The organism is Sphaerospermopsis sp. FACHB-1194 (assembly GCF_014696235.1).
In the GTDB taxonomy this organism is placed as follows: Bacteria; Cyanobacteriota; Cyanobacteriia; order Cyanobacteriales; family Nostocaceae; genus Sphaerospermopsis; species Sphaerospermopsis kisseleviana.
In genome coordinates, this window is sequence record NZ_JACJPU010000071.1 from 1 (window position 1) to 20,265 (window position 20,265).

Below are 20,265 nucleotides of genomic sequence, written 5' to 3' on the forward strand. Positions count from 1 at the left end.
CAATCACCAATCACCAATCACCAATCACCAATCACCAATCACCAATCACCAATCACCAATCACCAATCACCAATCACCAATCACCAATCACCAATCACCAATCACCAATCACCAATCACCAATCACCTTATCTTTAGGATAGATTAAAATCATCGTCAAATCAAAGATATGAATTTATTGATTTATGTTCAAAGCAACTGGTTTTTGTTTGGTGTTAATAATTTTTCTCAATTGGTAAACTTATTACAATTCCCCTTCATGCAACGTGCCATTATCGGTGCTGTATTAATGGGAATACTGGGCGGTTTACTGGGTAGCTTTGTGACTTTGCGCCAGTTATCTTTTTTTAGTCATGCTGTTGGTCATGCAGCTTTAGTAGGGGTAGCATTAGGAGTGTTACTAAATACAAATCCTCATTGGATGTTGTTGCCATTTACTTTAATTTTTGGTGTAGTTGTCCTCTATTTAATTGACAAAACAGATTTAGCTAGTGATAGTGTTCTGAGTATAGTCCTATCCGGGTCATTAGCTATTGGTGTGATCCTCAGCAGCATGATTGAGGGATATCGTGGTAATTTGATGGCGGTATTATTTGGCGATATTCTGGCTATTGATAGGACGGATTTAATTTTGACGTTGCTGGTGCTGTTGGGTAGCAGCATTTTTTTATTGTCAACTTTGCGATCGCAAATTTTGTTAACCCTTAACCCTGATGTTGCCCAAGTCCAGGGCGTTCCTGTTCAATTATATCGCTATGGGTTTGTTATTTTACTATCTTTAGCCGTGGCGGTGGCAATTAAAGCTGTTGGGGTTTTATTAGTAAATGCTTTTTTAGTCATTCCCGCTGCTACAGCCAAACTTATCAGTCACCATTTTAGCCGCTTTCTCATTCTATCGGTGATAGTTGGTTCTTGTAGTAGCATCGCTGGAATGATGGTTTCTGGAGTGTTTAACCTGGCCTCTGGTCCGAGTATCGTTCTAGTGCAGTTCCTGGTGTTCGTCTTTGTTTTTGCTGGGGTGAAGTTCGGGAAGCAGGTAATAGGGAACAGCTGACAAGTGATGGGGGTGAAAGTCTTTTTATATATCGGTTTTCTCATCTTGGCGGTTGCTATCAAAAATAAATAAAATTTTTTTTGAGAAACCCCTTGACTAATCCTTTTTCCTCTGCTACATTTAGTAATCGTGGCGAACATAAAAAAAGCCCGCGCCGGGATAGCTCAGTCGGTAGAGCAGAGGACTGAAAATCCTCGTGTCACCAGTTCAAGTCTGGTTCCTGGCATATAATTTCAAAATTAATAATTAGGGTTTGCTGAATAAACCTAAAACCTTGATGTATCAAAGGTTAGAGGCTGATAAACACAGAAATTAGTGCAAGGGTTTTGAAGGGTATACCGGAAAAAGTGTGCATTTTTGGGGATTTCAAGAGATGGCAAAGAAATTTTCAAATCTCCTCCTGACTCCTGACTCCTGACTCCTATGCCCTCACGGAAAGACTTTCTCAGCAACCCCTAATTAATCCTTGCCTAGATTTTGCCTAAATGGTTTGAAAATCTAGGCTATTTTTTTGACAAAAATAAAATCTATAATCATATAGATATATAGTTTATCCCCTCACAATAGTATTATCAAAATTTTCGTCAGCAAGCAGTTTCAACCCACATTCCGTTCTGCTTTCCGTGCCAACAATCTATCACGCAACCCTTGGGAATCAAATCTTGCCTCATTTATTTTACGAATTTCCTGTGCTTGTTGCTGTCTTTGCTGTAGATACACTTCCACTTCTTGTTGATGATTGAGGTAGAAGGCAATGGTAGCATAGATATTAGCAAGTTTAAGGGATGGATAACGGTTGAGATGTAATTCCTTCAGATAGATTCACTAACGCTTGTGCCATAATTAATAACAAGTTAGTTATGTTTAATAACAGCAAATATTGGTTGAGATATACCTTTGGATTTACTCCCATAGAAATACAAAGAATGATTCCTGAAGTATTCTCTTGAAAATGGACTCTAATTTATATCGCTACATAAAATTTTAGCAACTTCCTTAGATTTGAATGCGATAACATGACATTCAGTGTATTTACTCTTCAGGATTTCTCAAAAATGTCAAAAAAACCAGGTAAAAAAATTGCACCCATACCCATGTCAGCCGACATTAGTGTGGTTGATTTAATTAACAATTACTTCACCGCTTACAACTCTGCCCGGTTACGAGAAGCTTGTCAACTGCTAACTCAGGATATCTTTCAACCTGGTGTCACTGTGGGGGTGAGTCTTTCCGGTGCTTTGACACCAGCAGGTTTTGGAGTTTCCGCCTTAGCGCCTTTAATTCGTCATGGTTGCATTGACTGGATGATCAGCACTGGTGCAAATCTTTACCATGATATGCACTATGGTTTAGGTTTTGAATTGTTTGCGGGTAGTCCGTTTTTAGATGATGTCAAACTACGGGAAGAGGGAACAATCCGTATTTATGACATTATTTTTGGCTATGATGTTTTATTAGAAACCGACGCTTTTATCCGTAAAATTTTGCAAGCTGAACCTTTTCAAAAGCGGATGGGAACGGCTGAATTTCATTATTTGCTGGGTAAATATGTGCGGGAAGTAGAAAAACAATTAGGTGTACAACATTCCTGTTTGTTAGCTACAGCTTATGAATATGGCGTACCGATTTATACTTCTTCTCCTGGTGATAGTTCTATAGGGATGAATGTGGCAGCTTTGGCGTTAGAGGGTTCTAAGTTGGTGTTAGATCCAGCTATTGACGTGAATGAAACTGCGGCGATCGCCTATGCTGCACGGGAAACAGACGGTAAAAGCGCGGCTGTAATTCTCGGTGGTGGCAGTCCTAAGAACTTTTTATTACAAACCCAACCGCAAATTCACGAGGTTTTAGGATTAGAAGAAAGGGGACATGATTTCTTTGTGCAGTTTACCGATGCACGTCCAGATACAGGCGGTTTATCGGGTGCGACTCCAGCAGAAGCAGTGAGTTGGGGTAAAATTGACCCGGATGAGTTACCGAGTACAATAGTTTGTTATACCGATAGTACCATTGCGCTGCCTTTGGTAACAGCTTATGTGTTAAATCAGTGCGAACCTCGTCCTTTAAAGCGGTTGTATGATAGACGGGGAGAGTTGTTAGATACTTTGCAAAAAGATTATTTAGCAGCGAAGGATAAACCAGTTGTTAAGGAAGGTGGGGAGGAAGTAGCGACTTATCCCTGCGGTACGCCAGTGAAGCGTTAGGTAAAACCCATGATCCGACTGGGAATGCATTCCCAGTCTCATTTTCTTTACTATAAACAACTGTGTGATAAATATATTTAGCAATATACCAAACTTGATCATCATAAAGATATTCACAATCGCTATCAACACAAATAATGAGTTTTTCACTGACAAAATCTTTAAACTTTTTTAAAACATCTTTTCCACGAGTTCCTTTAGGAACAGGATTAGGAAAATCAATTTTATCTCTTAATTCTGGTTTGACATTTTCAATAATACATTCCCAAAGTCTTTGATCATAAATATCCTCAACTAATACAGAAATATCACACCCTCTCATCCAGGCATCTTCTACCATTCTTTTAGCCAACATTTCATAATCCTGATCTTTCATTATTTTACCTTTTAAACTTTAATTTATTTAAGTATCTATAATTAGGTTTGATTTTATAATACTCTCGCATTTCTTCCAGCAAATTAATTTCATCTGTGTTTTTAGCTTTACCCAGTAAAGTGCTGAACGTGATTATATCAGGATATAATTGTATTTTTTCATGATTACTTACATTTTGAATAAGCTCTAAACCTTCTCCCACTGTATTAACTTTTTTTATCAAAGTATTAAGTGTGATTTCATTAGGCTTAACATGAGATAATCTTGTATAAGTTTGTTTTTCAATTAAATCAAAAATATATTTGGCATCAGCATAATTATTGACTTTTGAAATAAGAGTAGTAAAAGTGATGACATCAGGAACAATCTGATTTTCTTGGAGAAAATTTAACAATTCCAAACATTCATATTTTGTAAATGAAGTATATGCTCTGATGTGACGATTAAATTGATAAAGTTGAGTAAAACTACTACCAGAGAAACTTCTAAAATCATTTTTTATTTTTTCTACACGCCCTGGCAGTTGTGCATTTTTATCTATAATTGTCGTAATTTCTGTTGAATTTTCGACGGCATATTTAATTTCTTCAATTCTTGTTGTTTTTTCAATCCAGCCTTGATAAAAAATAGTTGGTGAATGAGTTGTAATAATAATTTGACAATTGGGATTTATTTGTCTTATGTTTTCTATCAAACTTCTTTGCCAGTCAATATGCAATGATATTTCTGGCTCATCCATTGATAATATATAAGGTTGTTTATCTTGCAATAGTGTTTTTAATAAAATAATCAGTATTTGTTTTTCTCCAGATGACAAATCCTGTGGTAATATTGGGTTTTGAATACCCTCTTTAATAAAATTAAATTCCTTTTCATCAAATTTTTTATCTGTATGAGTAAATAGGTTATTTATTATTTCAATAAATGTTTTTTTCGGTTCATATATAGCTTCAATTTTAGCTAATTGATTTAGTCTACTTTCTCCATCATCTTGTTTTAAAATTGTTTCAACTTTATTTGATAAATCTCTTTGATAAGTTACAAATTCTAGTTTTAGTTTATCTAATTGATAATCAAGTAATGTGAGATTTGGATCTACACTTTTTTCAACTACATCGAAAGTGTTAATAAATGATGTATTTAATGTGTAGTTAATGTCTTCTTTATTGCCAGTGATACTTCTGTTTTCACTATCAACTCTGATAACAATATCATCTTCTAAGGAAATAATCATTTCATCAATAGGATCAAATAATCTAAAATTTAGTTGACTATCTTCAATTGGCTGAACTGCTTCGTTAAGCATTTTGAGTATTGTTGATTTCCCTGAACCGTTTTTACCAATCAAAACATTGACATCTTGATTTAGTGTCCAGGAAAAATTATTTCCCCACAGATTTTTAATTTCTATTTTTCTTATATACATAGATTTTACTTAATGGATTGATTTATAATTTCTAATAACTTTCAATGATACATTATACCGCAGCCTATGGCAATACCAGCAAAACTTAATATTATTCTACTATTCAAAAATAAAAAACTCCCATCCAGTTATTTTCCTGAATGGGTATCAATCACAAAGAAATCTACAATTCAATTATCAAACATTCCCATAAACAGGAATAGCAGCACCACGTACATCCTTAGCAGCTTCCGAAGCTAAAAAACAAATTACCTCAGCAATAGACTCCGGTTTTACCCATTTATCCGCGTTTTCTGCACCCATCGCTTCCCGGTTGGTGGGGGTATCAATGACACTGGGAAGGACAGTATTTGCAGTGATGTTAGTTCCTTTTGTTTCATCGGCTATAGCCTTAGTTAATGCTATCACACCAGCTTTAGCCGCAGAATAGGCCGCTAATTGTCCTGCAGGTTCTACACTAGCACGAGAACCCACAGTTACAATGCGCCCATAGCCATTTTCTAACATTCTTTTCAGGCTATATTTACAAGTCAAAAAAGTAGTATTGAGATTTAATTCAAATTCATGCTTCCAACTATCAAAGCTGTATTCATGAGTTTTTCCCATTGAAAAACCACCCACCAAATGAATTAAAACATCTACTCGCATCATGCTATTAATGACTTGTTTTACAGATGCTTCATCTTGTAAATTAGCCGGAATAAATTTAATTCTGGCAATATCCGCTGGTGATAAAATTCCTTTGAGTCTTTCCACATCTTTAAGACTACGATAAGGAATAGTAACATCAGCACCTTGGGCTAAAACTGCGGGTGTGACACCTAAACCTAGTCCACCAGTACCACCTGTAAGTAAAACTTGTTTTCCTTTCATGAAAGATGCACTTTTTTAACCTTCATGAATTAAGATAACGCAATTGCTGATTTATACCAATCCAAAATCTAAAATCCAAAATCCAAAATCTAAAATCCAAAATCTCAAATTCCATGACTATGGATATATTTTACTACCCGCACCCACGACACCAATTTTATGACGATAGGAAAGTTCAGCACCAAACCACCCGGTAATGCTGGTTAAAGTTCCCACAATTAATGATAGTAATAAACCCCAAGGTAGTAAATTTGATTCCGCATCACCCCAACGAATAATAAAATTCAAAGTTGTGAAAATCAGGATAGAAATATTCAGAATTAAATGCGCCCAACCTGCGGCACGTTTGCGGACTCTTTCTATTTGTAAAAAGTCACTCATGCCAATAACTGAAGCGATAATACCAGTAACTAAACCTAATCCAATTAACCACACTGAAGCCCTAGCCCAAAAATAATCTCGCGTTAACCAATAACCAAAATCACTACCTAAAGCTGCGGCTAAAAAAGCTATGGGAAAAATTATACTCAAAGGATGTAAAGGATGTCCAGCTATGGATACTGTGCTGGGTACACCACTATCTAAATATTCTCGATCATCGCTTTCAATAATTGGTGGTAAATTGGGAAATGGTGTAGAATTTGGTTCTGTAGTTGCCATCTTTTCATCTCCTATTATTCAGCAGTAGGAATTTTCTCAACATTTTCTCCCCAACCTGGATTTTCTGACATAATCACGTAATCACTTAATTTATTATAATTTTTATAATTTACTATAATTTACTATAATTTACTAATTAACTATCTTTGAGCAAATCTAGAAAATTGAGCATAAAAATTTATCTATCTAGGGATGGAATAAAAAATCTATAATTATATAACTTACAGTAGAAGCAGACATAATTAGGGTTTGCTGAATAAACTTAAAACCTTGATAAATCAAGGGTTTCAGGTGGAAAATCAGGAAAAAAGTGCAAGGGTTTTGAAGGGTATACCGGAAAAAGTGTGCATTTTTTGGGATTTCAAGAGATGGCAAAGAAATTTTCAAATCTCCTCCTGACTCCTGACTCCTGACTCCTGACTCCTATGCCCTCACGGAAAGACTTTCTCAGCAACCCCTAATTAACAGATATTTGTGGTGTTTATTTCTGTTTCAATCACAACATTCAAAGGGTTTATAATAGCAATTGATTATGAAACTCTGGCTAAAACAAAGAGGGCAACCACAGGGGGTTTGCCCCTACATCTGACTCCTGACTCCTGGTATATATCCTGTTTTTCTATCCAGAGTTAAGAATGTAATCGTTCAAAAGAAAGATGGAAAATATCTAGTGATTATGCGAACCTGGGATTGGTAATAAATACGATTACTTGCGATTACTTTAGCTAGGAGAACTCAACATGGTAGCCACTTTAGATGATACAAAACGAAATGCTATTGCAGTAAAATTGGCAGATATGAAATTACTGCAACAGTTAATTATTGATAATGAAGAAAGATTTTTAAGAGAATGTAGTGATGGTGAAATTGCTAATAATCTCCGCAAAATGCTAGATGATGACCGCAAAAATCAAGGTATTCTTGATACTGTAGTAGTTCAATATGGCATTCAAAAAAATGCAGAATCTACAGTACAAGAAATGGTGGCAAAAGTTCGCAAATTAATGCAAGGTAATGAATTAAGTTTCTTTGAAAAAGTATTTCAACATGAGTTATTGAAGCATCAACAAGTAATGAATGGAATTACAATTCATAAAGCTGCCCAGAAAGTTGGTGCTGATGTGATGGCAGCAATTGGACCTTTAAATACTATCAATTTTGAAAACCGCGCACATCAAGAACAACTGAAAGGAAGTTTGGAAATTTTAGGAGTGCGGGAACTAACAGGACAAGATGCAGATCAAGGAATTTGGGCAAGAGTTCAAGATGCGATCGCCGCTATTAGTGGTGCTGTGGGTAGTGCTGTCACCCAAACTTCTGATAAGCAAGATATGAATATCCAAGATGTTTTACGTATGGATCACAATAAGGTAAATATCTTGTTTACAGAATTAATGCAAAGCAATGATCCGCAAAAAATTCAAGAATATTTTGGACAAATTTATAAAGATTTGAGCGCCCATGCAGGTGCGGAAGAAGAAGTAGTTTATCCGCGAGTTCGTCCTTTTTATGGTGAAGCTAACACCCAAGAATTATATGATGAACAAGCTCGCTGGGGTCCTTGGTTTGAAGAATTAAGAGGTATTAGCCCTGCTACACCACAATTTAAAGACAGACTCAGACAAATTTGGGATCAAATTGGCGATCATATTCGTCAAGAAGAAAGCACAATGTTTGCAGCTATTCGTAATAACATGAGTAGCAGAGAAAGTGAGGAATTAGCTAGACAATTCAAAGCCGCTAAGAGCAGAATTCAAGAAAGAATGGGCGGAGAAACTAGAACAGAAGCCGCTGTCTAGAGTTGCTTACTGCTTCATATTGTAAGGGTTTAGCAATGCTAAACCCCTACTCCTCAATTCTGTACTAATTCATCTTATTCCTAACATTCGATTCACTTGTGCAGACTGTAAAGGTTTGCGTTCTATATTCTGGAAAAACTCAACTTCCTTTAAAAAAGAATAGGCTGTTTTAAAATTACTTAAATTCAGTAAAACAATATCTTCATATACTGTATCTTCGGGAACTTTTATATCTACAAATAATTCTTGTAGGTTATTTTGCGCTATTGCCAGATTCAAAAATTTTAAAAATGATTGCCGTTTTTTAGAACGAACATTCAACAAGTACCAGTTATTACTAATAGGTTGAGACGATGAAGATTCTAAAGATTCTATTGGTGGCATAGTGATGAAGTTGATGTGAAAATTGAAAGCTCTGAGCTATCTTAGAACTTGAGTTAATGAATAGTAGCCAAAACCAGATTTTTTAACTTACTACTACTCCCTTCTTGCTAAAATCTCTAACAGATTACTCCTTTTCTTCCTTTGCGTACTTTGCGTACTTTGCGGTTAATTCATCAAAAAATTTGCGAACTACACCGGAACAAGAGTAATCAAAATAGTATAGCAGGAATTTTCTCTAACTTCACCTGTAGCAATAGATTTATTCATGAGATTTATTCATGAGATTTATTCATGAGATTTATTCATGACAAATATTCATAAAAAACTACTCCCCAGATGGGGAGATATGCAGTAAATTAACATCTAAAAAATAATCGCTATCGCTGTAATTTATTTAGACTTCCAATATTTATAAGCTGCATAAGCTAATGTCACCACTCCAGTAATAATTGCAGATTCATCAACTTCAAATTGAGGATGATGTAAAGGATGATTGATGATTCTATCTTTATAGCCTACACCTAAACGAAACATCGAACCAGGGGCGTGATCCAAATAAACAGAAAAATCTTCCGCACCCAGGGAAGGTTCGGGTAAAACTTGCACGCGATCGCTACTCCAAGCTTCTTCTGCTGATGACTGCAATAATTGTGTCAAAGCATAATCATTTTGTACACTGGGTACACCTTGACGATAATTAACTTGATATTTTGCATCATAAGAATTACAAACATTAGCAACTATATTTTCGATCCAATTTGGTAACTGAGCGCGAGTTTCAGGATGGAGCGATCGCACCGTACCCAATAACTGTACTTTATCCGCAATCACATTCGCCGCTCTACCGCCATTAATCTTACCAATACTCAACACCACAGGACGCAAAGGATTTTGAGTACGGCTAATAGCTTGTTGCAATGCGGTAATTACCTGCGAAGCAATCCAAATCGCATCCACAGCTTCATGAGGACGCGCCCCATGTCCAGATTCACCCAAAATCATAATTTCTAAATCGTCTGCTGCTGCTGTTAATGCCCCATAACGAATACCCACAGAACCAGCAGGAATAGAAGGAAAAACATGAACACCTAAAATAGCAGCAACATTATTCATTGCTCCATCTTCTACCATCCAATTTGCACCTTGGGCAATTTCTTCCGCTGGTTGAAATAAAAACCTGATTTTACCACCCAACTCATCAGCTATTTGGGACATTACCATTGCTGTACCTAAACCTACCGTAGTATGTACATCATGTCCACAAGCGTGCATCACTCCTTCTGTTCGTGAAGCATATTCCAAACCGCTACGCTCTTGGATGGGCAAAGCATCCATATCAGTGCGAATTGCCAACACCCTATCATCATGGTGAGTGCTGTGTAATTCGCCGATCACACCAGTTTTACCCACCCCTTCTACCACGTGCAACCCACTAGAAGACAAAACACCAGCCACAAACGCAGCAGTTTGATATTCTTGGCCGCTGAGTTCTGGGTGTGAGTGGATATGACGACGAATTTCTACTAAGCGAGGTGCAAGGTTATTTGCTATCTCTTTGATCCGGGTTAGCATTTAATTGAATGTAATTTACAATCTTTGTTCTTATCATAGATAAGTGTCAACTAGGAAAATGCTTCCATCTGACAAGATATTTAAGAAGCTGTGCAGAGTTAAGGGTTTGACGCTCCCCGCCTTAAAGGGAATTGGGAATTGGGAATTGGGAATTGGGAATTGCTAACAGTAAATAAATTAGGGTGTACCTCACCTCATGAGACTGGGAAACGCTATATATAGTCATCCGGTTTGATTTCTGAATTTATCTGTGTAGGCAGGCAAGAGGCAATAGTTCGACTTCGCTCACCAACCAGGCACTCATGCAAAAGGCTTTTAGAGAATTTTGGTGTACGGAGTTTTTTTCAATAATCAAATAGGAGTCTTATATTGTTGCTTGACTATTATTGTGTTCCTATTCAATCAATAACACGATAGCTAGATACTGTCCATCTAATTTTATAATTATAATAATTGGAAGTGCTTATACTTCTTTAACTTATTCAGATTGTAAGCTAAATATCCGATAGCAATTTCCAAGTTGTTAACTTACCTTTTCTCATTTCCAATATCCTGATTATTACAAGTATAGATTTAAATAATCAACTTAGAACCCCGACTTCTATGATTAATATATCATTAATTGACAATATCAAAAAAAATCGAGGATCTTAATTTATCCTAAGTTTGCAGTTTTCCAACTTGCTAAATCTGCTAAGGATCTATCTCGATAACGTCCATATTTTTCGGGTTTACTTTTTATTTTCACACCCAAATCTGGTACAATACCAAAATTAGGTGGCATGGGTTGAAAATGCTTAGGTGCAGCAGAACTGATAAACTCAAACAAAGACCCCATCATGGTAGTATTTGGTAATATTAAAGGTTCTTTTCCTAAAGCTATTCTCGCTGCATTTGTTCCCGCTAACCAACCACCAGCAGATGCAGCAGTATAACCTTCTGTTCCTATTAATTGTCCTGCTGCTAATAAAGTATGACGTGCTTTAAATTGCAAAGTGGGTAACATTAATTGGGGTGCATTTAGAAAAGTGTTGCGGTGCATAACTCCCAATCTGACAAACTCGGCATTTTCTAAACCGGGAATCATTCTAAAAACTCGTTTTTGTTCACCCCAACGTAAGTTAGTTTGAAAACCCACCATATTCCACAGTTGACCGGCTTTATCTTCTTGACGCAACTGCACCACCGCATAGTTACGATCTCCGGTTCTACTATCAGTTAAACCCACTGGTTTAAGGGGACCATATCGCATAGTATCTTCCCCTCTTTGTGCCATTTCTTCTATTGGTAAACAAGCTTCAAAAAATTTCGCTGTTTCTCTTTCAAAGTCCTTTAATTCTGTTTGTTCTGCTTGACGTAGTTCTTCCCAAAATTGTAAATACTGCTCTTTATTCATGGGACAATTAAGATAAGCTGCTTCACCTTTGTCATACCGGGAAGCCATAAAAGCGATCTCTTTATTAATAGAATCACCTAAAACAATTGGACTTGCAGCATCAAAGAAATTAAGATATTCCATCCCCGTAAAACGCTGTAAATCTGCGGATAAATCGGGGCTGGTTAAGGGTCCAGAAGCTAATACTACAATACCTTCAGGAATTTCTTTAACTTCACCTCTGCGGAAATCAATTAAAGGATGATTTGCTAAAGTTTGGGTTAAGTCTTCTCCAAATACTCCCCTATCAACTGCTAAAGCACCACCAGCAGGAACAGCGTGTTCATCAGCTTTAGAGATGATAATAGAACCGAGTTGACGGAGTTCTTCGTGTAATAAACCCGCAGCGCGATCGCTTGCCATTGCACCGAAGGAGTTACTACATACCAACTCGGCTAAATTTTCGGTATGATGGGCAGGACTGAAGCGTTTGGGGCGCATTTCATGAAGGATGACAGGAACTCCCGCTTGTGCTATTTGCCATGCTGCTTCTGTTCCTGCAAGTCCACCGCCTATTACTTGTATGGGTTGTTGTGTCATAGTTGTTTTTTGTAATTACTTGGTTTAGTTAAATATATTTGAAAATTGTTGACAACCAGGCTATATGAGCATTTTTAGCTTACCTCAAAGGGGTAGTTTTGCAATCCGATTAAGCCACTCTTCTGCACTGGATACTGCCCAAATTAGCAATAGTTCCTCAATAATGACTTCAAGCGGTAACTTACGAGAAACAATGATAACGCCTGTACTTTGCTTCTTGGTAATAAACTGTGCAAACTCTGATGGCATTGTTTTACGATCATGGCTGACAAGGATACGCCCCTGCTGTGCAGCCATTTCCAATACTTCTGAATCTTTTACACCTTCTAAGCCAGCAACAAAGGCAGTTTGAAAATCAATGCTGGGTTCTCGTCGCAGAACTCCCGTTACAATAGACTGATTTAAATCAGCATCAGCTTGATAGCGAATATTCACAATTTCATCTGCTCTCTTGCTGTTTTCGCTGCCTTGAGTTTGTCATATAAAATAGGATCACTGGTTTGTAATGGTTGAGGCATAGCATCAAAAGCCGCTTCCTCATCTGCCAAGTAAGTATCAATCTCAGCGCGGTTAGCTAGATAAAACGTGATTCCTCCATAAACCTGTTCTAGCGTTAGCAGAGGAAAAGATTGAACGATACTTTCAGGTGATAAGCCTTTTCGGAAAGCATAGACAATCGAATCTAGAGAAATCCGTGTTCCTTCCACCCAATATCCATCGTTCCGATACTCTACGTAAGTTTTAGCTGCTATAACTGACATAAATTTACTCGCTGGTCTAGCTATTTATAATCATAATATGATTTGTTTTTTTAAACTTTCAGGAATATAAGTAGACACAATAATTTAAGGATGTGGTAGACTATATCCACACCAACGAAGTAAAACTGCGGCTTGGGCTTTACGGAACATAAAAAGATCAGCTTCTTGTCTGAGGGATATTAAATTTAATCTTTCGTTTTCCGTTAATGCACTGCTAGAATTTTTTTCTAGTAATGTATTATATTCTTCCATATCTGCTGCGGTTTTATGACTATGGAAAATTTGCCAGAGAGTATTATCATCTAATTTATCTAAAGCTGCTATTTCCGCTTGAAATTCCTCTGGTACATCATCCCATGTTGGTGGACTACCTTTTCTTTGGTACAAAGGAAATCTGAACTTTAATTTTTCATCGTTTCCTTGTTCCCAGTCTCAGACTGGGAATGCAAAAGTGAGGCTCTGCCTCAGCATTAACATTGTACATCACTGGATCACTCATTCACCAACAATTGAAAAATTAGGAATAATTTTCATCTTTTAACCTGTTTCATAAAAGTAACTCTTCAGAATGTAAATAATTGCAGCACAAAATGGAGTTAATTGTCCATTAGAATCAAATTCTTGATATCCTTTAATTAGCAATTGAATTTCTTCGCTAGAACATCCATCAATCAGTGGTAATATCTTTTGAATTTCCTTACGTCGTGAAGTTTGTAATATAGGTTGATTCAGTCCTAGATTATCAATTGTTGCCTTTGCCGCATCCATCATTGTATCATTATCACTAGCTATAATTTCTCCAAAACCTGTATACCTAAAGTATTCAGCACAGTTTTCTAACAAGGGAGAAAGTGTCAAATTTTCATCATACCAATACCCTTTCTTTGGTCCACAGTGTTTTTGTGCAGGAGGTATTTTTTGAGGATTTTTCCAGTCTGGTTCGTCACCTTCTCCTGGACAAGAAGCTAAAAAATTAGAGTATTCTAGTGCTAAATTTGGATATGTTGTACGGGGTTTAAAATGTTCAATATGACTAACTTCTATTGTAATACGAACTCCACAATAGCAACATATATAACCTTGTTCTTTTAATAATTCATTGTGGACATCAATTTTTTCAGGTTTCTGAAAGTTATTCCAACTAGGTTTCCAATCATCGTTTTCTTGAGCTTTCCACTTGGAAAAACTTGATGGTTCTAGATTCTTTTTAATATATTTCATCTACCCAAAATCTCTCTTCTTCTAATCAGGACATCTGCACTGGCAAATTCTGGATCATTATATCCAATATCTTGTTCAAGACTTTGTTTTAATTTGCGAGCTTCAGTAATTTTACCATTATCAATTAACCTGAACAACTCTAGAAAACGATCTTTAATTTCTTGTTTGCGGTCAGGAACATCCATTAAGTCTTCTAAAATTTGATTACTATCTCTACCATAGGAAATTTCAGGACGCTTGGCAATTATACCATCATTTGTTTTTTCTAAAATATAAATTCCTTGAGGTTTAATTTCTCCAATTACTTGCGGTGAATGAGTAGTAACTATAAATTGACAATGGGGAAATGTTCTAGTTAAAGCTGGGATAATTTCTCTTTGCCATTTTGGATGTAAATGTAGTTCAATTTCATCAATTAAAACTACTCCATAACCATCAAGTGGATTTTCTAACCCAGGGTTAGCAATAGCTAATCTTCTCGCTAAATCTCCTACCATTGCTAATAAGCATTTTTCCCCATCTGATAATTGATTAACTATTAATTCTTCACTATCTTTTTGTAATGTCATTCTCAAAGGAGAACGACGTACACGCAATTTAGTAAAATTAGGAATTAATGAAGATATAGCTTGTCTAACAGCTTCTAACTGTTTATCTCGATAATTAGGATTATTTTCTAGCCGTAATTCATTTTCTAAATCTTCTTGTTTTCTAAACCATTCAAAGAAAATTCTAAACTCGCTCCCTGTACCAGCCAGAGCATTTTCATAAGTATCTATTTGCGTAAATGAATGTTGTTTTTTGATTTTTAAAGGAATATCAAGAACTGCACGATTAGTTGAATAATAAATGATAACAGGAAGGTTATATTGTTCGGAGGAAGATAATTGATATTTAATATTTTCAACAATCTTGTTTATTTCGGATAAATTGCTACTTGTATCTTTAATGCGTCCTTTTTTAACCTTAGTTAAAGACCAAGTAAATTTTTGAGATTCAAAATTAGTTATTATCTCATTATGCGTTTCATTTTTTTCATTTTTTATGTCTTCCTCTGTAAATGATCTTCCTGAACCAGTCGAGTGTTGAATCGCACTAGAAAAGCGCGATAATAAAATCGCTAAACAATCAAGAATACTTGATTTACCTACACCATTAATCCCAATAAATACGGTTGGTTCTTTTTCATCAAAATCTATTGTTAAATCACCAATTCCCCGAAAGGATTGCATTTTTAGCTGCTTAACTCTCATAATTTTATAGCAAAGTTAGCAAAGGTTGATTATATTTTACAGCATCTTGGTAAACTACTCATTAACCCCGTAAAGAATATTTATTTATTTTCACTCTAACAACCACCCAAACAACTCACCAACCGTCAATTGTAAATCACCAGCAAAAGACGGTACAGGAATCAACATATCTAATTCATCAAATACTTCAATTTGTTGTTGCGGACGATAAACAAAAATAGTCCTTTCACCTGGATCGATTAACCAACCCATTTGAGTACCATATTTTAAACAATGCAAAATATTTTTAGTTACCTTGGTCTGATTTTGATCAGGTGATAAAATTTCAATTGTCCAATCTGGATAGGTGAGAAATGTATTAGCAACTTCTCCATTTTCGTCACGGGGAATTCTATCCCAAACAAAAACCGCAATATCTGGTACTATTGAACGTCCACCAAAGGTACAACGTAATTCAGGAAATGCACGAGCGATTTTTTGAGGTTTGACGACAACATTAATCGCAGGTACAAGTTCACCTTGAAGTATACTATGTTTTCCCTGTGGCATCGGTTTCTGAATAATTTGACCTTCAATATACTCACTAGCTGGTTTCGTTTCTGGTAGTTGCAGAAACTCTTCCAATGTGAGAGTTTTTTGTATTGCGTGTACCATTTTAGTTAATTTCTAGAAAATATTTGTCTTTCAATCTTCAATTTTAAATTTAAGAATTTTTCTACTTAAATAAACTACCTACCACACAACTAAAACCAGGCAATAAAGGCGATATTAAATCATCATTAGCAAACAGAGTTTCTACTAATACTAACATTGCCCTTTCTCTGCGATAAACTTCTATTTGTTGTAATCGCCAATTCATTATCCAATATTCCTGCACACCTCTAGAAGCATAAAGTTTTAATTTCACTTCTTTATCTCGGCGTTCATTTTCCACACCAGCAGAAAGCACTTCAATGACTAATTCTGGCGCACCTGTTAAATGTCCATCATCATCTAATAAAGTTGCTAACCTTTCATTACTTGCCCAAACCACATCAGGAATGACATTATCAGCATCAGTAAAAATAATACCGGGAGCAGTAGCAGCTTCTCCTAAACCGGTTTCTCTAGACCAAAGTGTGAGTTCTGTACAAACATTGTTGCCAGCTTTTTGATGTTTCCAATGTGGCGATCTTGTCACAAATAATTCTCCATTAATTATCTCATAACGGTTGCCGTTATCTGGCAATAGTTCAAGGTCTGAGCTTGTCCAGCGTACTCCCTCATATATCTGGGTCATACGGACTCCTGTGGTGGTGTTCAATAATTATATTATAGACTTGCTGATGAATTTTAGTAAACATAAAGATAAAGGTGAATATAATTCACTCCTATAAAAACAAAGTCCACCTGCGTGGACTCAAGAATATATTATTTATTTATTTATTGCAGCATGAATATCAACTACTTAATCCTTGAATAAATGGCGATATTGCAGCCACAAAATCAGCCGTTGATTCATAGGGTAAAACATTTCTCCCCTTAATTTTTATTCCCCTTCCTTGGGGTAAACAAGAAAGATAACTAGCTAAATTAGCTTCTGCTGTATCTGTTTTCCCTTCTTTACTAATAGCTGATGCTTGCTCTCCAAAAACTACTAATGTCGGTTTTTGCATAGCTGCAATATCATGACTATAATCCCGTTGCCAAAATCTCGCCAAAAAAGAAAATACAGCATAGCGTCCACCCATATTTTGAGCATCTGCTATTAAAGTATTTAACCATTCCTCATCAACAGCATCACCTGATGCAAACAATCTTTCTGTGGAAAAAGAAACTAAAAATTTGCGAGTACGTGCATAACGAAAAAACGCATTACCTATGGGTGAATCAAAAATAGACCACAGCAATTTTTGTCGCCATTGAGGTGCATTTTTGGTAATTATACTCCAAGATGTTGGTCCAGAAAGTACCAGTCCAGTAATTAAATTAGGTTCTAATTTGACTAATTCAATTGCTACTGGAAATAAAGCACCCTGCACTAGTAAAATTACAGGTTTTTGGACGATTTTTTGTAAAAAATGCTGTAATTGTTTTGCCCAATCAATTGGTGTATAAGCTTTCCTGGGTGTATCACTTTCACCACATCCTAATAAATCCGGTTGGTAAATAATATTGCCATGATTTGTATTATACCATTCACAGCAAAAACGCTGCCAAAACTGCCTTGATAATCCTACACCAATAGGATGGATTAATAATAACGGCACACCTGAAACTTCAGAATTTATCGGTTGATGTACTTCATAAGCACAACGATAATTTACCCAATTGTAAAACTGGGTAGGAGATGCGGAAATGGTAGAAGAATTAGCTAACATTGGCGGCATAATTATCAAATTCAATAGTTGCTAAAAAATGATGTGGGGATGAATAAACTCGTATCCTGCATCCTTTAGCTTTTGATTAGACACCCAGGTATTATATTGATGGTTACTCTTGTTTGTTGCATCCCAAATCACATTCGGTAAATTATGTTTTGTCAGGACATTATCAATTAATTTTCGACTGGTGAGATGGCTATCATCGACCAAATTATAAATACCTTGTAAGCGGTGTAGACGAGCAAATTCTATAGCCCTAACAATATCATCTAAATGCACCCAATTTGTGATTTCTTCACCTTTACCGGGACGAGTTGTACCAGCAACCCTACCAAATATTTTCACCAGTTCTCTACCCTGTCCATAAATTCCCCCTAACCGCAAAATACAAACCCGCAGACTTTCATTTTCTGCTGATAGTAACACATCTTCAGTTTTGCGGAGAATTTGAGCATTAAAATTAGGGGGTGCTGGTGGTGTTTCTTCATCTACCCAAACACCATTTCTATCACCATAAATAGAATAACTACTTGTATATATCAAGTGGTGAATATTGGGAGAATGCTTGAGGATAGAAACTACAGTTTTTGCAGTTTCCAAATAAGTTTCTTCATAAGTAGTTCCACTTTTTGCGCCTACGCTTAACAAGACGATATCTTGATTTTTTAAGACAGAATTGAGAGATTCATAGTCATTGCCTTTAGTGACTACTACTTTTTGAGCTACTGTTTGTAGTCCAGGGACTCTTTCAGGACTTGTTGTGGTTGCGGTGATAATAAAATTTTTATTTTGCTGCCAATATTGAGCAACTGCACAACCAACATAACCACATCCAATTATTGCTATATTCATGACTATCTAAATACGAAAAATTAAATTACTTGTCCAATTCAATTTGCCAAAATCGCTAATTACAAGAGTTTCTAAGTAATAACTGTCGCTAATTTTTCATTAACTTTTTCCTGAAAATTTAAACAGCAAAACCTAAATACCTTTTGAGACAAAATATCAACCCCCTCAAGTAGCTTCAATCAGAACATTTGAAAATTTCTGTAACGTAAGATACTCTTTTTCATAAATTCATGGCATCAGGAATATTACTAAGTTTCCCATATTGCAGGAAGGTTAACTTAGTTCTTCATCTTTTGTCATTAACTCAGGGTATTTCAGCGATGAATTGCGCCATCAGGCATAATAGCCCCAGTTAAGTTAGCACCGATTAATTTCACCAGCAAGCGATCGCCTGAACGAATCCTTGCACCTGTCAAGTCAGCACCCCGCAAGTCAGCACCACTTAGATCCGCACCAATCAAATTAGCCGAGCGTAAATTTGCTTCTCTCAAATCTGCTAACAACAAGTTAGCTCTAAATAAATTGGCTTCCGACAAATCCGCACCTCTAAGATTAACTTTGTGCATAAAAGTATCACTGAGATTAGAACCGCTTAAATTGGCATAACTCAAATTTCTGCCAGATAAGTCTTTATTACTCAAATTAGCGCGACTAAAATCTTTCCCGCTCAAGTCAGGATTTTGATTTGGTGGTTGGTAATTTGTTTGTGTGGGTTGATAATAACTCGAAGATGGTTTTTTCGGTTGAGTAGGTCTAGAATAACTTGCAGTTTGAGGTTGATCTTTTAGGGAACGTAATTTTTCACGAGCCTCATTCAAGGCTTTAATCTTGTCTTGGGCTTTTTGCTGTAAGCGGTGGTTATCTTTAGGTAAGCGATCAGGATGCCAAACAAACACTAAATCTTTGTAAGCCTGGTTAATCTCTTCTAGTGTTGCTCCAGGCTCTAAATCTAAAGCTCTATAATACCGCTCCAGTTCGCTCATCATGATGTGCAGGTGAAAACCTAAATAATAATTACATTAATTATGCGTGATGTCGTTGTCTTAGGTACAGGTGATTGGGGACTGGGGACTGGGGACTCTCACAAGGGTAGGTATTTTACATTGTCGTGAGGGCAAGACTTGGGGGACAAGGAAGGACAGTGGACAAGGGAGGAAAACAGTACAAAATCATATTATCTTGGTAACAAAAAGACCATTGTGCGGAGAAAATCTTCCTTGTCTACTTTCCCTCCTTGTCTTCCTGGTCCTGCCTTCACAGATAATATTAAAAACCTACCCCTGTCAGGACTGGGGACTGGGGACTGGAAGAGCTTGTCCTAAGTTGACAATTTACTAGACAAACCTATACAAGTACATACAAAACTACAAGTATTTGACGTATACATGGAATAAGTTGACTAAAAAATTAGGCAAAATGTGTCAGAATTAAATAATAAAGTATAGTGTTGACATCAGCAAATGCTTTTATCCATCAAAACACAACTCAAGTTA

Annotated in this window: 22 protein-coding genes and 1 tRNA gene; 4 read left to right on the forward strand and 19 right to left on the reverse strand. The window is 36.3% G+C overall.

The window, feature by feature from the left end:
• Window positions 1-258 precede the first annotated feature (258 nt).
• Both H6F45_RS24485 and H6F45_RS24490 read left to right on the forward strand, forming a co-directional pair.
• Entirely contained in the window at window positions 259-1,053 is a 795-nt protein-coding gene (locus H6F45_RS24485; protein WP_236104149.1) for a metal ABC transporter permease, read from the forward strand.
• Window positions 1,054-1,206: 153 nt separating this feature from the next.
• A tRNA-Phe gene (locus H6F45_RS24490) sits at window positions 1,207-1,279 on the forward strand.
• 40 nt (window positions 1,280-1,319) lie between these two features.
• On the opposite strand, the gene H6F45_RS24495 is transcribed toward H6F45_RS24490, so the two are convergent.
• Both H6F45_RS24495 and H6F45_RS27195 read right to left on the reverse strand, forming a co-directional pair.
• A complete protein-coding gene (locus H6F45_RS24495; protein ID WP_190348649.1) occupies window positions 1,320-1,505 on the reverse strand; it encodes a hypothetical protein in 186 nt (61 codons plus the stop codon).
• A 145-nt stretch (window positions 1,506-1,650) separates the two neighbouring features.
• Window positions 1,651-1,779, reverse strand: coding sequence for a hypothetical protein (locus tag H6F45_RS27195; protein WP_277877025.1), 129 nt, complete (start codon window positions 1,777-1,779; stop codon window positions 1,651-1,653).
• 329 nt (window positions 1,780-2,108) lie between these two features.
• On the opposite strand from H6F45_RS27195, the gene speY reads away from it, so the two are divergent.
• Entirely contained in the window at window positions 2,109-3,257 is a 1,149-nt protein-coding gene (gene speY, locus H6F45_RS24505; RefSeq protein WP_137668871.1) for a deoxyhypusine synthase, read from the forward strand.
• Here speY and H6F45_RS24510 read toward each other — a convergent pair.
• The 4 genes from H6F45_RS24510 to H6F45_RS24525 form a co-directional block, all read right to left on the reverse strand.
• Complete coding sequence (locus tag H6F45_RS24510; RefSeq protein ID WP_190348650.1) at window positions 3,199-3,633, reverse strand: DUF4435 domain-containing protein; 435 nt, start codon at window positions 3,631-3,633, stop codon at window positions 3,199-3,201. The genes speY and H6F45_RS24510 overlap by 59 nt on opposite strands.
• A 4-nt stretch (window positions 3,634-3,637) precedes the next feature.
• Window positions 3,638-5,059 (reverse strand): AAA family ATPase, encoded by a 1,422-nt coding sequence (locus H6F45_RS24515; protein WP_190348651.1) that lies wholly within the window; start codon window positions 5,057-5,059, stop codon window positions 3,638-3,640.
• A 177-nt stretch (window positions 5,060-5,236) separates the two neighbouring features.
• Window positions 5,237-5,932, reverse strand: coding sequence for a 3-oxoacyl-ACP reductase FabG (gene fabG / locus H6F45_RS24520; RefSeq protein ID WP_096565932.1), 696 nt, complete (start codon window positions 5,930-5,932; stop codon window positions 5,237-5,239).
• A gap of 117 nt (window positions 5,933-6,049) precedes the next feature.
• Window positions 6,050-6,592: a DUF2231 domain-containing protein gene (locus tag H6F45_RS24525; protein ID WP_096565934.1), complete on the reverse strand. Its 543-nt coding sequence runs from the start codon at window positions 6,590-6,592 to the stop codon at window positions 6,050-6,052.
• A 740-nt stretch (window positions 6,593-7,332) separates the two neighbouring features.
• On the opposite strand from H6F45_RS24525, the gene H6F45_RS24530 reads away from it, so the two are divergent.
• The gene (locus H6F45_RS24530) at window positions 7,333-8,391 is read left to right on the forward strand and encodes a hemerythrin domain-containing protein (protein WP_137668873.1); all 1,059 of its coding nucleotides are present in this window, start codon (window positions 7,333-7,335) and stop codon (window positions 8,389-8,391) included.
• 69 nt (window positions 8,392-8,460) lie between these two features.
• Here the strand turns inward: H6F45_RS24530 and H6F45_RS24535 are convergent, their stop codons facing one another.
• From H6F45_RS24535 to H6F45_RS24595, 13 genes are all read right to left on the reverse strand, one after another.
• Complete coding sequence (locus tag H6F45_RS24535) at window positions 8,461-8,775, reverse strand: chromosome segregation ATPase (protein ID WP_096565937.1); 315 nt, start codon at window positions 8,773-8,775, stop codon at window positions 8,461-8,463.
• 390 nt (window positions 8,776-9,165) lie between these two features.
• The gene (locus H6F45_RS24540; protein ID WP_190348652.1) at window positions 9,166-10,347 is read right to left on the reverse strand and encodes a M20 family metallopeptidase; all 1,182 of its coding nucleotides are present in this window, start codon (window positions 10,345-10,347) and stop codon (window positions 9,166-9,168) included.
• Between the two features lie 655 nt (window positions 10,348-11,002).
• Complete coding sequence (trmFO, locus tag H6F45_RS24545; protein WP_137669483.1) at window positions 11,003-12,322, reverse strand: FADH(2)-oxidizing methylenetetrahydrofolate--tRNA-(uracil(54)-C(5))-methyltransferase TrmFO; 1,320 nt, start codon at window positions 12,320-12,322, stop codon at window positions 11,003-11,005.
• A gap of 84 nt (window positions 12,323-12,406) precedes the next feature.
• Window positions 12,407-12,757, reverse strand: coding sequence for a DUF5615 family PIN-like protein (locus tag H6F45_RS24550; RefSeq protein WP_272109839.1), 351 nt, complete (start codon window positions 12,755-12,757; stop codon window positions 12,407-12,409).
• On the reverse strand, window positions 12,754-13,083 hold the full coding sequence (locus H6F45_RS24555; protein ID WP_190348653.1) for a DUF433 domain-containing protein: 330 nt from the start codon (window positions 13,081-13,083) through the stop codon (window positions 12,754-12,756). Before H6F45_RS24555 ends, H6F45_RS24550 begins: the two co-directional genes overlap by 4 nt.
• A gap of 84 nt (window positions 13,084-13,167) precedes the next feature.
• Window positions 13,168-13,470 carry a hypothetical protein gene (locus tag H6F45_RS24560; RefSeq protein ID WP_242052720.1) on the reverse strand — a complete coding sequence of 101 codons (303 nt, stop codon included), beginning with the start codon at window positions 13,468-13,470 and terminating at the stop codon, window positions 13,168-13,170.
• A gap of 150 nt (window positions 13,471-13,620) precedes the next feature.
• Entirely contained in the window at window positions 13,621-14,304 is a 684-nt protein-coding gene (locus tag H6F45_RS24565; protein ID WP_190348654.1) for a retron system putative HNH endonuclease, read from the reverse strand.
• Entirely contained in the window at window positions 14,301-15,557 is a 1,257-nt protein-coding gene (locus tag H6F45_RS24570; RefSeq protein ID WP_190348655.1) for an AAA family ATPase, read from the reverse strand. Before H6F45_RS24570 ends, H6F45_RS24565 begins: the two co-directional genes overlap by 4 nt.
• A 90-nt stretch (window positions 15,558-15,647) precedes the next feature.
• Entirely contained in the window at window positions 15,648-16,211 is a 564-nt protein-coding gene (locus H6F45_RS24575; RefSeq protein ID WP_137669092.1) for a Uma2 family endonuclease, read from the reverse strand.
• Window positions 16,212-16,272: 61 nt separating this feature from the next.
• Window positions 16,273-16,836 carry a Uma2 family endonuclease gene (locus tag H6F45_RS24580; RefSeq protein WP_096565947.1) on the reverse strand — a complete coding sequence of 188 codons (564 nt, stop codon included), beginning with the start codon at window positions 16,834-16,836 and terminating at the stop codon, window positions 16,273-16,275.
• 160 nt (window positions 16,837-16,996) lie between these two features.
• Window positions 16,997-17,917 (reverse strand): alpha/beta hydrolase, encoded by a 921-nt coding sequence (locus H6F45_RS24585; RefSeq protein WP_190348658.1) that lies wholly within the window; start codon window positions 17,915-17,917, stop codon window positions 16,997-16,999.
• Between the two features lie 30 nt (window positions 17,918-17,947).
• Complete coding sequence (locus H6F45_RS24590) at window positions 17,948-18,772, reverse strand: SDR family oxidoreductase (RefSeq protein ID WP_190348656.1); 825 nt, start codon at window positions 18,770-18,772, stop codon at window positions 17,948-17,950.
• A 314-nt stretch (window positions 18,773-19,086) separates the two neighbouring features.
• Entirely contained in the window at window positions 19,087-19,755 is a 669-nt protein-coding gene (locus H6F45_RS24595) for a pentapeptide repeat-containing protein (protein ID WP_190348659.1), read from the reverse strand.
• Between the last annotated feature and the right edge of the window lie 510 nt (window positions 19,756-20,265).

Bases quoted from the DNA above. Each gene is read 5' to 3' on its own strand.
- H6F45_RS24485 (WP_236104149.1), top strand. From the start codon at position 259: ATGCAACGTGCCATTATCGGTGCTGTATTAATGGGAATACTGGGCGGT.
- speY (WP_137668871.1), top strand. From the start codon at position 2,109: ATGTCAAAAAAACCAGGTAAAAAAATTGCACCCATACCCATGTCAGCC.
- H6F45_RS24510 (WP_190348650.1), bottom strand. From the start codon at position 3,633: ATGAAAGATCAGGATTATGAAATGTTGGCTAAAAGAATGGTAGAAGAT.
- H6F45_RS24515 (WP_190348651.1), bottom strand. From the start codon at position 5,059: ATGTATATAAGAAAAATAGAAATTAAAAATCTGTGGGGAAATAATTTT.
- fabG (WP_096565932.1), bottom strand. From the start codon at position 5,932: ATGAAAGGAAAACAAGTTTTACTTACAGGTGGTACTGGTGGACTAGGT.
- H6F45_RS24525 (WP_096565934.1), bottom strand. From the start codon at position 6,592: ATGGCAACTACAGAACCAAATTCTACACCATTTCCCAATTTACCACCA.
- H6F45_RS24530 (WP_137668873.1), top strand. From the start codon at position 7,333: ATGGTAGCCACTTTAGATGATACAAAACGAAATGCTATTGCAGTAAAA.
- H6F45_RS24535 (WP_096565937.1), bottom strand. From the start codon at position 8,775: ATGCCACCAATAGAATCTTTAGAATCTTCATCGTCTCAACCTATTAGT.
- H6F45_RS24540 (WP_190348652.1), bottom strand. From the start codon at position 10,347: ATGCTAACCCGGATCAAAGAGATAGCAAATAACCTTGCACCTCGCTTA.
- trmFO (WP_137669483.1), bottom strand. From the start codon at position 12,322: ATGACACAACAACCCATACAAGTAATAGGCGGTGGACTTGCAGGAACA.
- H6F45_RS24555 (WP_190348653.1), bottom strand. From the start codon at position 13,083: ATGTCAGTTATAGCAGCTAAAACTTACGTAGAGTATCGGAACGATGGA.
- H6F45_RS24565 (WP_190348654.1), bottom strand. From the start codon at position 14,304: ATGAAATATATTAAAAAGAATCTAGAACCATCAAGTTTTTCCAAGTGG.
- H6F45_RS24570 (WP_190348655.1), bottom strand. From the start codon at position 15,557: ATGAGAGTTAAGCAGCTAAAAATGCAATCCTTTCGGGGAATTGGTGAT.
- H6F45_RS24575 (WP_137669092.1), bottom strand. From the start codon at position 16,211: ATGGTACACGCAATACAAAAAACTCTCACATTGGAAGAGTTTCTGCAA.
- H6F45_RS24580 (WP_096565947.1), bottom strand. From the start codon at position 16,836: ATGACCCAGATATATGAGGGAGTACGCTGGACAAGCTCAGACCTTGAA.
- H6F45_RS24585 (WP_190348658.1), bottom strand. From the start codon at position 17,917: ATGTTAGCTAATTCTTCTACCATTTCCGCATCTCCTACCCAGTTTTAC.
- H6F45_RS24590 (WP_190348656.1), bottom strand. From the start codon at position 18,772: ATGAATATAGCAATAATTGGATGTGGTTATGTTGGTTGTGCAGTTGCT.
- H6F45_RS24595 (WP_190348659.1), bottom strand. From the start codon at position 19,755: ATGAGCGAACTGGAGCGGTATTATAGAGCTTTAGATTTAGAGCCTGGA.